Origin of the sequence: Pedobacter sp. MC2016-24 (genome assembly GCF_015223055.1) — a bacterium.
Lineage (GTDB): Bacteria > Bacteroidota > Bacteroidia > Sphingobacteriales > Sphingobacteriaceae > Pedobacter.
The window spans coordinates 116,725-131,496 of sequence record NZ_JADFBX010000002.1 but is presented as its reverse complement, the minus strand read 5'-3'; the positions used below and the strand labels follow the sequence as shown (position 1 = coordinate 131,496).

Genomic DNA, 14,772 nt, shown 5'->3' with positions numbered 1-14,772 from the left:
GAATTTCGTATATTGCGGCCATGGAACAGCACAATCCCTGGGTAACAATCGAAAGCCACAAGGTCTATGAAAACAACTGGATCGGATTAACAGAACACCAGGTCATCAATCCATCTGGTGGTCAGGGTATTTACGGCGAGGTTCATTTTAAAAACTACGCCATTGGTATCTTGCCTTTGGATGAAGATCACAATACCTGGCTGGTTGGGCAGTACCGATATCCGATTAAAGCTTACAGCTGGGAAATACCGGAAGGGGGCGGTCCCCTGGAAACTGAACCGCTGGAAAGTGCGCAAAGGGAACTGGCAGAAGAAACCGGGCTCATCGCTACAGAATGGCTGGAACTGCAGCGCATGCACCTGTCCAATTCCGTGAGCAATGAACTGGCCATCATTTACATTGCCAGAGGTTTAACAATGGGTCAATCTTCGCCAGAAGAGACTGAGGCACTCAGCATTCGTAAATTGCCTTTTGAAGAGGCTTATCAAATGGTTATACAGGGGCAAATCACAGACAGCATGAGTGTTGCCGCCATTTTAAGAACAAAAATATTAATCCAGGAAGGACACTTATAACCGTCAGGTCAATTATGAATAAGTTTTTAGGCTATATTTTCAGTCCGCTTTTCTATGTGATGTTCGGACTTTCCTTACTGATCTTCCACCCCATCCAATGGATCTGCTACCGCTTTTTTGGGTACAAAGCACATAAGGTATCTGTAGATGCCCTCAACTTCTGTTTAACCTATTGCGATCTGTTTTTGGGTTCTTCGGTTACTTTCATCAACCAGCAAAACCTTCCTGAAGGGCAGCCTAAAATATTTGTAGCCAACCACCAGAGCATGTATGACATTCCCGCACTGATCTGGTTTTTGAGGAAACACCATGTCAAGTTCATCTCAAAAATTGAACTCACCAAGGGCATTCCCTCCATTTCATTCAACCTGAAATACGGCGGTGGCGCCAACATTGATCGCAAGGACAGCAAGCAGGCCGTTTCAGAAATCATCAAACTGGGCCGCAGAATGAAAGAAAAAAACTGGTCTACACTCATCTTTGCAGAAGGTACACGGGCCAAAGACGGACAAATGAAACCTTTTCACGTGGGTGGCATTGCTACACTTTTGAAAGCAGCACCAGAGGCCCTGATTGTACCTGTGGCGATAGAAAACTCCTGGAAACTTGTCCAATATGGATCTTACCCCTTAAGCTTTGGCGAAAAGCTGAGGTGGACGGTACTTCAACCACTCCATACATCGGGTAAAAATCCGGAAGAATTGGTCCTGGAAGCTGAGAATGCAATTCGCGAAAAGCTTCAGCAGCCTGTCAGAACCCTTTAAATATTCTTATTGTCAATGTGCCTGAAAAATTCATCGCGGTAGGTATCCCCGATCGGAATCACCTTACCATGTATGGAAATCCGGCTGCGCTCTATACTTTCAATCTTATCCAATGCAATAATATAAGATTTATGTACCCGGATAAACTGAGCTTTGGGTAAGGTCTCTTCCATTTTCTTCATGTTCTGTAGCGTAATGATGCGCTCTGTCTTCGTAAAAATGGAAATGTAATCCTTCAAGCCTTCAATGTATAAAATATCTTTCAGTTCAATTTTTTGAATCTTATGCTCGGTCTTGACAAAGATGAAATCCTGAACGGGATGAGACGTAGCAGAAAAAGGAGCCGAACTGAGTATCGGCTGAGGAGCAGGCACTGCTGCGCCAGAAGCACTGACGCGGTTGTTAACCTTTTCCACCGCCTTATAAAAACGATCAAAAGCAATTGGTTTCAACAAATAGTCTGATACATTCAAATCATAACTCTCCAATGCATATTGAGAATAGGCGGTAGTCAATATATAGTTGGATTTTCCACTGGCAATTTTAAGAAACTGGATTCCTGTTAATTCAGGCATTTGAATGTCCAGAAAAACCAGGTCAATGCCACCAGCCTGTACCATTTGCAAAGCTTCGATCGCATTTTCTGTACGTTTTACCAACTCCAGAAAAGGCACTTTAGAGACATAATCCTCAATAATATCCAAAGCCAGTGGTTCATCATCAATAGCAATACATTTTAATTTTGTCATATGTCTAACATTAGTTCAGTGGTATAATGGGTGGCCGAATTTACGATATTTAATTTATACCTTTCCGGATATAGCAATTGCAGCCTGCGCTCTACATTGTTCAGGCCTACCCCCCCCATTTGGTCCTTATTCGATTTATTCTTTTTATTGCTCACACTGAAGTGTAATATTTTCTGATTGGCGATGATATCGATCTTAATGGGATCATTGGGATCGTTTGCTACGCCGTGCTTAAAAGCATTCTCCACGAAAGAGATCAGGATGAGCGGCACCACCGGCTGGTCATCAATTTCTCCATTTATGGTAAATTCAACCGCGGCACCATCTTTAAACCGCAATTTCTGCAATTCAATATAACTCTGTACATAGGTAATCTCCTTACTGAGCGAGACCCAGCTGTCGTTACTTTCGTAAATCATGTACCGCATGATCTCCGATAGTTTTAAAATTGCATCTGCGGTTTTGTCCGACTTCTGATAGGCCAGTGAATAAATATTATTCAGGGAATTGAATAAAAAATGTGGATTTAGCTGTGATTTTAAAAATTGAAGCTCCATGTCACGCTTCTCGCTGACCAGGTCGCGCTGGATGCGTTCACTGCCAAACCAGTCTATCGCAAACTTCAGCAAGGCGCTGACCACCACAAAAAATCCGGAAACAAAGATGGCCGAAAGTACATATTTGGTAATTTCGTAATATTCAATCTCTCCTGAGTTCTCGCTTAAGTATTTCAGGAACAAATCGGCGTAGAGTGTGGCCACTATGGTTTTAATCACCACCATCACCGCGATCAGCAGTATGATAGACACGATGTATAAACCGTATTTTTTCTTTTCCTTGACCAGGATTGGGATCAGCAAGGTATAGTTGATGTAAAATATAGATAGGTTGATCAGGGCGAAATAGCCAATCTTGATTAAAATCTCATTGCGCGAAGGCTGAGGGTCTACACCCGCCAAAGTATCCCATAGCAGTACCGTAAAAATCAGCAGCCAAAAAAACAAATGGACAATTAAAGGGCCTTTTCTTTTCATTATAAAACATTTTACCAGTCATGAAACTATTCAAAAATGCATCATGACCCATTCGATTTCGACAAACTGGCGATTTTCTTCTACCAACGGGTAAAATCTCCCAATCAATTACAAAGCTATTCAAATTAGCCGTTTATCTAAGATAATATACACTTGGTCTAAAAGATTTTAGCAGGATGTTTTTTATCATTCTATTTGTTTCAACAAACAGAAACAATATAAAAATTTAAATATAAAGACGATGAAAAAGCTAGCAAATGTATCTCCTTTCTTATTGCTGTTAATCCCTGTTTTTATGATGATGCTGCTTACTTTCGTAACCAGCCACAATGCCAATCAAGATGATGATTTCGCCACAAAACCGTCCGGATCAAAAACATCGTATATTAAAATTTCCAATCCGTTCAAATAAAAAAACACGCTTTAACAAGCTTCAAAATAGGAATACATCAATTTAGTTAAGTTAATAAGAAAAGAATGGCGGTGGATACTGCCATTTTTTTTGTGCTTTATTTTGAAAACTAAAATATTAGTTATAGCTTTATACTAAATCTTTAGTTATACTGGGAAATACGCGTTAACCAGAATTAACTTTTGAATAAAGCAACATAAACTAATCCATATGGACATTAAGGACCTGACCAAGGCAGAAGAACAAATCATGCAAATCATCTGGCAAATCGAAAAAGGCTTCGTAAAAGAGGTCATGGACTTCTTGCCCGAACCGAAACCTGCATACAATACTGTATCCACCATTATCCGGATTCTCGAGACCAAGGGATTTATAGGCCATGAAGCCTTTGGTAAATCACATCAATACTATCCGCTGATCAGTCGCGAAGACTATAAACGCCATGCGACAGAAAAACTGCTTGACAACTATTTTGAGAATTCTGTAGAAAGCATGTTCTCTTTCTTTGTCAAGGAAGAAAAGCTGGATGTCAGCGATGTAGACGAAATCCTGAAAATGATCAACAAAATTAAAAACAGACCAAGATGAGTTGGGCACACTACCTCCTGCAAGTCAACATTTACTTAATTGTATTTTATGGCTTTTATAAGTTCTTGTTAGACAAGGAAACTTATTTCATCCTGAACCGGATTTACCTGGTATCGGCAGCCGTACTGTCTTTCGCTATTCCTTTTCTCCGATTTGAATGGTTTAGCCAGCAAGCCGTCGCGGAACCGATCTATGCAAGTGTGGGACAACTCAACGACTTCATGACACAGGTCATTGTTGAACCGCAAGACAGCCATGCGCTAAGCCCGGGAAATCTATTGGTACTGATTTATGCTGTTGGGGTACTCTTTTTTAGCTGCAGGTTCATCATGAAACTGTATCTGGTGGGAAAAAGCCTTCGTCATCAGCCCTCAAACGGAGCTGCCTTTTCCTTTTTCAGTAAAGTCCATGTAGATCAGGAAATGCCGGAACACCAGACCATCAATATTCATGAAGCAACCCATGCCCGGCAACTACACAGCCTGGACATTATCATCTTTGAAGCCGTAGCGATCCTGACCTGGTTTAATCCCATCATTTACCTGTACAAAAAATCAATTAAAAATATCCATGAATACCTGGCGGACGAAGAGGCTGCCGAATTTCAGGGCGATAAAAAACAATACGCATTACTACTGCTCAGCAGTGCTTTTGGCGTAACCTCAGAATCACTGACCAATAGTTTTTTTAACAAATCACTAATTAAAAAAAGAATTTTTATGCTCTATAAACAAAGATCCAGAAAAACCGCCATCCTGAAGTATGGCCTGTTTTTACCCCTTTTTGCCATTGCACTGACCTTGTCATCGGCAACGATTAAAAACAATGAAAAAATCAAAGCCATCACTGAAGAGCTGCCATCGGGCAATCCGATCGATGTGGTTACAGAAGTGGTAACGGAATCTATCCAGCCCATGGTACCAAGCGCTTTAAAAAAGAAGCTGACCATTAATCAGGCCAGCGTTCAAACGCTTGAAGGCTGGGAAGATTTCTACCAGTATATGAAAAAAACAGTCAGATACCCTGCTGTTGCGCACCAGGATAAAATCCAGGGTACAACCATGATCAAATTTACCCTGACTGATGGAACCCTGGAAAACGTGGGTATTGCACAAAAATTAGCCGGAGGTTGCGATGCCGAAGTCATGAGAAGAATCGCTGTCTACAACGGCTATAAAGATCTTAAAAATGGCAATTACACCATTAAAGTTCAGTTCGTTCTTTCTGGTGCCAATACCCCAAAGCTCAACACCAATATCGCTCCGGTTAAGGGATATGCTGCTTTGAATGACATTTCAATAATGGCCTATGCCGGCGGAGCAGAAACTGCCCAAAAAACGATTAACCTGTCGCAGGTAGGGATAGATCAGAACGACACGAAGGTATATGATTTCGTTTCTATAGAAACCCAGCCTGGTTTTCCCGGAGGGATGCAGAATTTCTATGCTTATTTGAAAAGCAGCGTAAAATATCCGGCAGAAGCCGTTAAAAACAATACCCAGGGAAAAGTGTTTGTGTCCTTTGTTGTGGAAAAAGACGGAAAATTAACGGACATTAAGGTAGAGCGAAAACTGGGTTCCGGAACGGACGAAGAGGCAGTCAGGGTATTGGAAGAATCACCTAAATGGAACCCGGGCATTCAGGATGGTAAAGCGGTAAGGGTGAAATACAATATCCCGATCAGTTTTACCTTGAATAAACCTGCCAATCCAACTGGCGCAATAGAAAAACCCGCAGGAAGAGTAGAGGGTATCAGATTTGGCGATGAGGGTGGCTTAGCCATCAGAAACGGAGGTTCAGTAACCAATCCACCATTATACGTGATTGATGGAAAAATTACAGAAAATGTAGACATGAAAACACTTGATCCCAATCAGATCGAATCCATAAGCATATTAAAAGATGCAAACGCAACGGCAATATATGGATTGAAAGGCGCAAATGGCGTCATTATCGTAACCACCAAAGGAAAAGCCGCCGAGAACGAAAAGGCTACACCCACAAAAAACGAAAAATAAATTCCCCTATTAAAAGCGGAAAACCCCAGCTAAATTTAGCCGGGGTTTTCCGTGTAATACCTTGTCTCGTGCTATAAATCTATTAAATAGATTCCTCAGATACAAATTTAGCCGAATAAAAATCTCTGTTCATGCGTGCAATATTCTCTAGAGAGATGCCCTTAGGACATTCAGCCTCACAAGCTCCGGTATTGGTACAATTTCCAAAACCTTCTGCGTCCATCTGAGCAACCATACTTTGAACCCTGCGGTAACGTTCCGGCTGTCCCTGAGGCAATTGTGCCAACTGAGAAATCTTTGCAGAAACGAATAACATCGCAGAAGCGTTTTTACAGGTGGCCACACAAGCACCACAACCAATACAAGCTGCGGCTTCAAAAGCTGAATCGGCTTGTACCTTAGGGATCGGCAGGCTATTGGCATCCTGGGCGTTTCCGGTATTTACCGAAATAAAGCCTCCTGCTGCAATTACTCTGTCGAAGGCAGACCGATCTACCATTAAATCTTTAACTACCGGAAAAGCCTGCGCTCTCCATGGTTCAACCACAATGGTATCTCCGTCTTTAAACGAACGCATGTGCAGCTGGCAGGTGGTTACCCCCTGCAGCGGACCATGTGGCTGTCCGTTGATGAACATGGAACATGCACCGCAAATACCTTCGCGACAATCATGATCAAATACAACAGGCTCTTCTCCTTTATCAACAAGACCTTCATTCAATACGTCAAACATTTCTAAGAATGACATATCAGGTGAAATATCAGATAATTTATAATCTACCAAATTACCTTTGGCTTTGTGATCTTTTTGACGCCATACTTTCAGCGTTAAATTCATATTTTCTGTACTCATGGTATTGAGATTTTAAAACCTATTTATAACTTCTTTGTGCAACTTTGATATTTTCAAACTTCAGCTCTTCTTTATGAAGTTCAAATTTCACATCACCCTTATATTCCCAGGCGGCAACATAAGCGTAATTTACATCGTCCCTCAAAGCTTCACCTTCTTCAGTTTGATATTCTTCACGGAAGTGTCCTCCGCAAGATTCGTTCCTGTTCAGGGCATCCATACACATCAACTCGCCAAGCTCAATAAAGTCGGCCACACGACCTGCTTTTTCTAACTCAGGGTTCAGTTCGTTTGCATCACCCGGAACACGCAAATCGCTCCAGAAATCTTTACGCAACTGCTGAATCTCTTCAATACCTTTTTTAAGGCCTTCAGCATTACGCGCCATACCGCAACGCTCCCACATGATCTTTCCTAATTTCTTATGGAAATGATCTACAGACTTCGTTCCTTTAATAGAGAAGAATTTATCAATAATACCTTTTGCACTTGCTTCTGCTTCTATAAAAGCAGGGTGATCTTGTGGAATTGGTTTTGTAGCCAGTTCTTTAGACAAATAAGCACCAATGGTGTAAGGGATTACAAAATAACCATCAGCCAATCCCTGCATCAAAGCCGAAGCACCCAAACGGTTTGCACCGTGATCAGAGAAGTTGGCTTCACCTAAAGCATATAAACCTGGAACGGTAGTCATCAGGTTATAGTCAACCCATAAACCACCCATGGTATAGTGAACCGCAGGATAAATACGCATTGGCAATTCATAAGGATCTTCTCCGGTAATTTGTTTGTACATGTCAAACAGGTTACCATATTTCTCCTTGATTACCTCACGACCTAAACGCATACAGGTTTCTTTATCCGGATTGTGGATGTTCTGAACACTGGCTTCAATACGACCATAACGCTCGGTATTGGCTTTAAAGTCAAGATAAACAGCCAATTTAGATTTACCTACACCATAACCGGCATCACAGCGCTCTTTAGCTGCACGCGAGGCCACATCACGAGGTACCAGGTTACCAAAAGCAGGGTACCTGCGCTCTAAATAATAATCTCTTTCCTCCTCAGGAATGTCAGATGCCTTCCGGTTATCGTCTTTCTTTTTAGGTACCCAGATTCTTCCGTCATTACGTAAGGACTCAGACATCAAAGTTAATTTACTCTGGTGATCTCCGGAAACCGGGATACAAGTCGGGTGAATCTGTGTATAACAAGGGTTACCAAAGAAAGCGCCTTTTTTGTGTGCTTTCCAGGCTGCAGTTACGTTACTACCCATTGCGTTGGTAGACAAGTAGAATACGTTTCCGTAACCACCACTACACAGCAATACGGCATGACCTGAGTGACGTTGCAATTCGCCGCTAATCAAATCACGGGCAATAATTCCGCGTGCTTTGCCATCAACCACCACAACTTCCAGCATTTCATGACGGGTAAACATTTCTACTTTACCCATTCCGATCTGACGCTCCAAAGCACTGTAAGCACCTAAAAGCAATTGCTGACCAGTTTGCCCGGCTGCATAAAAGGTCCGCTGTACCTGGGTACCACCAAAAGAGCGGTTGTCCAGTAAGCCACCATATTCCCTGGCCAGTGGTACACCCTGTGCCACACACTGATCTATAATATTTGCACTCACTTCGGCCAAACGATGAACGTTGGCTTCACGTGAGCGGTAATCACCACCTTTAATGGTATCATAAAACAAACGATAAGTACTATCCCCATCGTTCTGATAGTTTTTTGCTGCATTGATACCGCCCTGAGCTGCAATAGAGTGCGCTCTTCTAGGCGAATCCTGGAAGCAAAAACATTTAACCTTGTAGCCCATCTCGGCCAGGGTTGCCGCTGCCGAAGCACCTGCCAGACCCGATCCTACAACGATGACCTCTATACTTCTTTTATTGGCCGGATTAACCAAGGGCATAGAAGAACGTAACTTAGTCCATTTTTCGGTTAATTCACCTTCTGGTATATGAGCATTTAATTCTGCCATGTTATTTTAAGCTTATACGTTGTTCAAAAATTAATTAATAATACCTGCATACATTGCAATCGGCATTGCCGCAAAAAGCAAAGCGATGATGATTGAATACCAAACACCCAGCGCTTTAATGATCGGCGAGTATTTTTTATGGTTCCAACCCAAAGTCTGAAATGCCGAAGCAAAACCATGTAATAAGTGGTAAGCCAATGAAATCATAGCCAATGTATATAAAACCACGATCCATAATTCTTTAAAAGTCTCTTTCATCACTGCATAAAGATCTTCGTGACCATTTGCATCTACAGTTGGAATGCCAGTGAACCTGGATACTACCCAGAAATTAGAAAGGTGAACAATTAAGAAAATCAGCAATAAAGTACCCAAAAGGCCCATAGAGCGTGAATACCATTTGCTGTTTGCTTTGCCATTGGTTACTGCATACTTCACCGGGCGCGCAGCCTGATTTTGAAAGGTTAAACGTGCTCCCTGAACAATGTGTGCGATCAATCCTACAAAAAGTACGATCTCTCCGGCCCTGATCAGCCAGTTACTTGCCATAAAGTGGGCGCCTATGTTGAAGGTAAGGCCACCGTCATTGAAAAAGATCAGCGCGTTGATAAAGCAATGCACTATTAAAAATAAAATTAAGAACAGGCCCGTAATGCCCATAATTAATTTTTTTCCGATAGAGGAGGAAAAAGCGTTTCCGAAACTAGCCATTTGATTGTTTTTTTATAATTCTATTCATGCAAAAGTATTTAATAAAAGAATTAATCTGGTAATTCCATCCATAAATCAGCTATTTAGAAACATTCTAATATTACAAAAGAATGATAATTCAAAAAGATAAGGGCGCAACTTTTATACAGCAGAAAGAACACTCTGAAGCTACTTATGCAAAAAAGGCCTACCATCCAACGGGATGATAAGCCTTTTTTACTCAAAAATTCAATTTTTATTATTTTAAGGTATAGGTAAACCTGCCTTGCGGACCTACACCAGTGATCATGGTCATTCCATTTTTAGAAACAGGCAATGCATTCTGAACATCTTTAGCACTGTTTACCGGAGTTCCATTCACAGAAGTAATGAGGACTCCTTTAGGGATTTCCCAGGAATCAAACAGTTTACCGCTTTCAATGCCGCTTACAACTACCCCGTTTTTCACGCCATAACGTGCTTTAAGCTGTGCGGTTGCAGGTTCAAACGAAGCACCCAACACCTCAATGCTTGTTCCTGTAGACTTACTGGCCAGCTTGCTGGTGTTCACACCCACACTACCCTCTCCTTTCAAAGTCACACCGATATTTTTCAGGCCACCATCACGTAATATGGTCAACTGCACTTTATCACCAGGGCTTAAACGGCCTATTCTTTCCTGCAAATCCGGAGAATCAAACACTTCTACACCATCTACTTTTTTGATGATGTCGCCTTGTTTAATTCCAGCTGCTGCACCCGCACCATTGGCAAGCACTTCATTTACATAAAGACCGTTGATGTCTTTAATTTTCAGTTCTTCTGCATAATCAGCATCCAGCGGACGGAAAGAAACACCAATATAACCGCGTTTTACGCTGCCATATTTTCTAAAATCATCCAATACTTTTTTTGCCAGGTTTACCGGGATGGCAAAACCATAACCTTCATTGGTGCCAGTTTGTGAAGCGATGGCAGCATTGATACCGATCAGCTCACCATTGGCGTTAACCAAGGCACCACCACTGTTTCCAGGGTTGATGGCAGCATCGGTCTGAATGAATGACTCTATACTGCTGTTTGCTTTTGGCGTGTACTTACCTGTTCTTTGATACTCTTCATACTCTTCCTGGGTAGGTTGTTGCTGCTGTCTGCCTAAAATACCGATACTTCGTCCTTTAGCACTCACAATACCTGCAGTAACTGTAGTTTGCAAATTAAGTGGAAAACCTACAGCCAATACCCATTCACCAATCTGCACATTGTCAGAATTCCCCATTTTTACCACAGGAAGATTGCTTTCTTCTACTTTAATCAAGGCCAGGTCGGTATTTGCATCTGTACCAATTACTTTAGCTAAAACTTTACGTTTGTTAGCTAAAATCACTTCGATTTTATCTGCATTCTCTACCACATGGTTATTGGTCACGATATAACCATCAGGAGTTAAAATTACACCAGAACCTGAAGCTGCTCTTGGTGCACGCTGCATCCGGCCACCGCCACCCCCAAACAGGTCGTCGAACATGTCAAATGGCGAACCACTACGGCTACGGCTATTGCCACCTTCATTTGAAGAACTGCCATATGAGGTTTTGATGTGCACCACCGCAGGAGATACTGCTGCAGCAGCCTGGACAAAATCTACCGCTCCTGTTGAAGCGACCTTAACCGGGTTACTTGCAAAAAGCACATTTTGTTGTTCGGCAAAGGATAAACCATTGCTTTTGCGCTCTAATAACTTATAGGCGCCAATTGCTGACGCGCCACCAATCAATGCGGCCATCACTATTATTCCTATTTTTCTCATCTTTTTATTTATTTACTGATCTACTATAAAACCTTTTTTTCTAAAATACCAGTACCTAATCTCATCCGGAATTCAATTTCGCGTATCCTGATATTTTATTTTCTTTGATTTACTCAAATTTAATACCATATAGACGATATTTGTATGGCAAAGACAGCTTATACTGTGTTAAAAAATGTTAAATGACAAGAACCTTCTACAATGACCATACATTTCTATAAATATCAGGGTGCCGGAAACGACTTCATCCTGATCGACAACCGGGATTTATCATTTAATGCACAGGACTACAAGACTGTACATGACTTATGTCACAGGCGCTTTGGCATAGGTGCCGATGGACTGATGCTGTTGCAGAACCACAAAGACTTTGATTTTGAAATGCTTTATTTCAATGCAGACGGAAATTTAGGAAGCATGTGTGGAAATGGGGGGCGCTGTATTGTTGCCTTTGCCAAACACCTCGGCATCATAGAGACAGAAACTAACTTTTTGGCAGTAGACGGCCCGCATTATGCCAAAATTACAGCAGAAGGCAACTGGGTAGACTTACAAATGATTGATATTGACACCATTAACACTGATGGAGAAGCCTATGTATTGAATACCGGCTCGCCACATTATGTAACCCAGGTAAACAATCTGGAGGTACTGGATGTTTTTCAGGATGGCAAAGCGATCCGCAACAACGATACTTATAAAAAAGAAGGCATCAATGTAAATTTTGTGGAAGACAAAGGCGATCACCTATTTGTCCGCACGTTTGAGCGCGGAGTAGAAGATGAGACCTATGCTTGTGGAACAGGCGTAACCGCAGTAGCGCTTTCCATGGCCAAGCACCAGCAACAAACCGGGCATATCGAAACTCCGGTAAAGGTGTTGGGCGGCAATTTAAAAATCAGATTTGACTATGACGGCAAGCACTTTACCAACGTATTTTTATGTGGTCCGGCAGAGCAGGTATTTACAGGCGAGCTGAGCATTTAGACTAATCTCTTTCTGCCAGGTGTGCCGCCACACCAATCTTGATCTCCCCAAAAGAATAGTCACGTCCGAGATGTTCCCGAATGGGGTTCATCTGCAACGTTTTTAGGTCTCGGATGGCATCCAGGATATTGTTCAACTTCCTTTTGCCGATGATATCTTTGGCATCTACTTCCTGTGTAGCTACATAATGGGCCAGGTGCCCTTCTATGGTACCCACCACCATTTTGCGCTCAATAGCAATTTCAGCTATGGTTTTACCTTGTTTCAACAATTCAAGCGACAACTCCTTGGTATCGGCCTTAGGTTCTTTGGGTGCTGCTTTGGCTTTAGTTCCGGCTTTACTGGTACGGGTTTTCTTTTCGGTAAAATCAAGTTTACCAGGCATAGCAAACACTTTTTCCATTTGTGCAGCACGGGCAGCCTGGCTTAACAGCGCGTTTACATCATCTTTGGTAAACTCTTTTCCATTAATTTTAGCCTGAAGCAAGGCTGTTGCTTTACGGATCTTTTTGAACTGCTCATAAAACAAAGCTTCCATTTCGAGCAGTTCTGTTAAGAATGCAGTAACCTGCTTATCTTGTTTGACCAGCTCCATACGTTCAAAGATGCGCTTGGAAAAACCAACGATCTGTGGATTGAAATAATTTTCAGCAGCAATGGTCCGATCCAGCAAAGCGGACAGACCTTCATCTGTCTTCACCTGGCATAAGCGCTGGATCTGCGACAGGAATTTGCTGGCGTGCACCTTCAGCTCACTCAGGTCCTTCAACAGTTGCTGCGCCCATTTGACATGTTTTTGTTTAGCTGATTTGTTGATGTCTTTGGTATAAGAATGCACATGTTCGTATACATAATTGTCCAAAGGCACAAGATCAAAACACTGTAAGAGGTAAGATTGTAAAAAGGCCTCGCTTTCTGCTCCGATTTGCGCTTCGAGCGTATTGTGGTCCCGTTTATTTTTTGAGAAGGAAGAGACATTCTGATCCTGACGGATGCCACTGCCCGAAATCTGAGAGGTGAGTACCAGGCCATCCAGGCTACGGAGGCGGGACAGGGCCACATAGATTTGTCCGGGTGCAAAAGCGCTGCCAATATCGACAATGGCTTTATCGAACGTTAAACCCTGACTCTTGTGTACGGTAATTGCCCAGGCCAGTTTAAGCGGATATTGGGTAAAAGTACCAACCAGGTCTTCTTCAATTTCACCGGTAACCTTGTCGGTGGTATACTTGATGTTTTTCCAGGTATATTTTTCCAGGATAATTTTCTCATTGTCACCTTCAGCCTGCACCTCGATCGTATCTGAGGTTAAAGCTGTTACCGTAGCAATCTTTCCATTAAAAAAACGCTGTTCCCCTTTAGGATCGTTTTTAATGAACATCACCTGTGCGCCAACCTTTAACTCCAAAATATGCTCTGCGGGATAGGCGTATTCACTAAATTCTTTCTCAATTTTAGCCCGGTAGAGATAAGAAACAGCTTTCAACTCTTCCAGTCGCTCTTTATTTAAAGTATCAGCTTTGTTGTTATGGGTAGTTAGGGTGATGTATTTATCGTTTAAAGCAGGCTTAAAATCGGCCTTATAATATTTATCCAGCAAAGTCACGTCTGCTTGTGTCACCTCATTGTTGCGCAGGTTATTGAGCAAATTGATGAATACATCATCCGCCTGCCGGTATATTTTTTCCAGTTCAATATATACTGGTGGATGTTGCTGTAAAGCCAGTGCATCAAAAAAATAAACACTCTGATAAAACTGCGCCAGCAAGTTCCACTCATTGGATTTGACTACCGGCGGCAATTGGTGCAAATCGCCAATAAAAAGCACCTGGACCCCACCAAAGCTCGCCGCGTTATTTCTACGGATATAGCGCAACACCATGTCCATGGCATCAAGCAGGTCGGCACGCAACATACTCACCTCATCGATAATCAGCAATTCCAGATCAACCAAGACCTTTCGTTTGGCAGCCGTCATGTTCAGGTGCCTGACAATAGATTTTGGCGTATTGTATTGCTGGTTATAATGGTCGCCATCCTGCGCTGGTGCTTTTGGTAAATACGTACCAAAAGGAAGCTGGAATAAAGAGTGGATGGTTACCCCCGCAGCATTAATGGCCGCAATACCAGTTGGCGCAACGATAACTGCTTTTTTATGGGTCAGTTGCATCAGCTTACGCAAAAAGGTAGTTTTACCCGTCCCAGCCTTTCCCGTTAAAAAGATGTGCTTTGACGTATAGTTTACAAACCTTGCGGCGATTTCTGCAGGATTGGCGATTTCTGAGTTCGACAT

13 protein-coding genes are annotated in these 14,772 nt (G+C 42.3%); 6 read left to right on the top strand and 7 right to left on the bottom strand.

Annotated features, from left to right (window positions below; all coding sequences use genetic code 11):
* Positions 1-20 precede the first annotated feature (20 nt).
* Positions 21-575, top strand: coding sequence for an NUDIX hydrolase (locus IM797_RS06200; RefSeq protein ID WP_194126245.1), 555 nt, complete (start codon positions 21-23; stop codon positions 573-575).
* 14 nt (positions 576-589) lie between these two features.
* The gene (locus tag IM797_RS06195) at positions 590-1,339 is read left to right on the top strand and encodes a 1-acyl-sn-glycerol-3-phosphate acyltransferase (protein ID WP_194126244.1); all 750 of its coding nucleotides are present in this window, start codon (positions 590-592) and stop codon (positions 1,337-1,339) included.
* On the opposite strand, the gene IM797_RS06190 is transcribed toward IM797_RS06195, so the two are convergent.
* Together IM797_RS06190 and IM797_RS06185 are read right to left on the bottom strand one after the other, a co-directional pair.
* A complete protein-coding gene (locus IM797_RS06190) occupies positions 1,336-2,088 on the bottom strand; it encodes a LytTR family DNA-binding domain-containing protein (RefSeq protein WP_194126243.1) in 753 nt (250 codons plus the stop codon). The genes IM797_RS06195 and IM797_RS06190 overlap by 4 nt on opposite strands.
* Positions 2,085-3,122, bottom strand: a complete 1,038-nt coding sequence (locus IM797_RS06185) for a sensor histidine kinase (protein ID WP_194126242.1) — start codon at positions 3,120-3,122, stop codon at positions 2,085-2,087. The genes IM797_RS06190 and IM797_RS06185 overlap by 4 nt, the downstream gene beginning before the upstream one ends.
* A gap of 241 nt (positions 3,123-3,363) precedes the next feature.
* Here IM797_RS06185 and IM797_RS06180 point away from each other — a divergent pair, with 241 nt between their 5' ends.
* The 3 genes from IM797_RS06180 to IM797_RS28655 all read left to right on the top strand — a co-directional run bounded on the left by IM797_RS06180 (position 3,364) and on the right by IM797_RS28655 (position 6,140).
* On the top strand, positions 3,364-3,534 hold the full coding sequence (locus tag IM797_RS06180; RefSeq protein ID WP_194126241.1) for a hypothetical protein: 171 nt from the start codon (positions 3,364-3,366) through the stop codon (positions 3,532-3,534).
* A gap of 210 nt (positions 3,535-3,744) precedes the next feature.
* Entirely contained in the window at positions 3,745-4,122 is a 378-nt protein-coding gene (locus tag IM797_RS06175) for a BlaI/MecI/CopY family transcriptional regulator (protein ID WP_194126240.1), read from the top strand.
* On the top strand, positions 4,119-6,140 hold the full coding sequence (locus IM797_RS28655) for a TonB family protein (RefSeq protein WP_194126239.1): 2,022 nt from the start codon (positions 4,119-4,121) through the stop codon (positions 6,138-6,140). The genes IM797_RS06175 and IM797_RS28655 overlap by 4 nt, the downstream gene beginning before the upstream one ends.
* 82 nt (positions 6,141-6,222) lie before the next feature.
* On the opposite strand, the gene IM797_RS06165 is transcribed toward IM797_RS28655, so the two are convergent.
* The 4 genes from IM797_RS06165 to IM797_RS06150 form a co-directional block, all read right to left on the bottom strand.
* The gene (locus IM797_RS06165) at positions 6,223-6,993 is read right to left on the bottom strand and encodes a succinate dehydrogenase/fumarate reductase iron-sulfur subunit (protein WP_194126238.1); all 771 of its coding nucleotides are present in this window, start codon (positions 6,991-6,993) and stop codon (positions 6,223-6,225) included.
* A gap of 19 nt (positions 6,994-7,012) precedes the next feature.
* Positions 7,013-8,992 (bottom strand): fumarate reductase/succinate dehydrogenase flavoprotein subunit, encoded by a 1,980-nt coding sequence (locus IM797_RS06160; protein WP_194126237.1) that lies wholly within the window; start codon positions 8,990-8,992, stop codon positions 7,013-7,015.
* Positions 8,993-9,022: 30 nt separating this feature from the next.
* Positions 9,023-9,703, bottom strand: coding sequence for a succinate dehydrogenase cytochrome b subunit (locus IM797_RS06155; protein WP_194126236.1), 681 nt, complete (start codon positions 9,701-9,703; stop codon positions 9,023-9,025).
* Positions 9,704-9,941: 238 nt separating this feature from the next.
* Positions 9,942-11,492: a trypsin-like peptidase domain-containing protein gene (locus tag IM797_RS06150; RefSeq protein ID WP_194126235.1), complete on the bottom strand. Its 1,551-nt coding sequence runs from the start codon at positions 11,490-11,492 to the stop codon at positions 9,942-9,944.
* Positions 11,493-11,693: 201 nt separating this feature from the next.
* Here IM797_RS06150 and dapF point away from each other — a divergent pair, with 201 nt between their 5' ends.
* Positions 11,694-12,479: a diaminopimelate epimerase gene (gene dapF, locus IM797_RS06145; RefSeq protein WP_194126234.1), complete on the top strand. Its 786-nt coding sequence runs from the start codon at positions 11,694-11,696 to the stop codon at positions 12,477-12,479.
* Position 12,480: 1 nt separating this feature from the next.
* Here the strand turns inward: dapF and IM797_RS06140 are convergent, their stop codons facing one another.
* Entirely contained in the window at positions 12,481-14,772 is a 2,292-nt protein-coding gene (locus tag IM797_RS06140) for a helix-turn-helix domain-containing protein (RefSeq protein WP_194126233.1), read from the bottom strand.

Excerpts from the sequence above, each read along its gene's own strand:
- IM797_RS06200 (WP_194126245.1), top strand. The coding sequence starts at position 21 with ATGGAACAGCACAATCCCTGGGTAACAATCGAAAGCCACAAGGTCTAT.
- IM797_RS06195 (WP_194126244.1), top strand. The coding sequence starts at position 590 with ATGAATAAGTTTTTAGGCTATATTTTCAGTCCGCTTTTCTATGTGATG.
- IM797_RS06190 (WP_194126243.1), bottom strand. The coding sequence starts at position 2,088 with ATGACAAAATTAAAATGTATTGCTATTGATGATGAACCACTGGCTTTG.
- IM797_RS06185 (WP_194126242.1), bottom strand. The coding sequence starts at position 3,122 with ATGAAAAGAAAAGGCCCTTTAATTGTCCATTTGTTTTTTTGGCTGCTG.
- IM797_RS06180 (WP_194126241.1), top strand. The coding sequence starts at position 3,364 with ATGAAAAAGCTAGCAAATGTATCTCCTTTCTTATTGCTGTTAATCCCT.
- IM797_RS06175 (WP_194126240.1), top strand. The coding sequence starts at position 3,745 with ATGGACATTAAGGACCTGACCAAGGCAGAAGAACAAATCATGCAAATC.
- IM797_RS28655 (WP_194126239.1), top strand. The coding sequence starts at position 4,119 with ATGAGTTGGGCACACTACCTCCTGCAAGTCAACATTTACTTAATTGTA.
- IM797_RS06165 (WP_194126238.1), bottom strand. The coding sequence starts at position 6,993 with ATGAGTACAGAAAATATGAATTTAACGCTGAAAGTATGGCGTCAAAAA.
- IM797_RS06160 (WP_194126237.1), bottom strand. The coding sequence starts at position 8,992 with ATGGCAGAATTAAATGCTCATATACCAGAAGGTGAATTAACCGAAAAA.
- IM797_RS06155 (WP_194126236.1), bottom strand. The coding sequence starts at position 9,703 with ATGGCTAGTTTCGGAAACGCTTTTTCCTCCTCTATCGGAAAAAAATTA.
- IM797_RS06150 (WP_194126235.1), bottom strand. The coding sequence starts at position 11,492 with ATGAGAAAAATAGGAATAATAGTGATGGCCGCATTGATTGGTGGCGCG.
- dapF (WP_194126234.1), top strand. The coding sequence starts at position 11,694 with ATGACCATACATTTCTATAAATATCAGGGTGCCGGAAACGACTTCATC.
- IM797_RS06140 (WP_194126233.1), bottom strand. The coding sequence starts at position 14,772 with ATGTCGAACTCAGAAATCGCCAATCCTGCAGAAATCGCCGCAAGGTTT.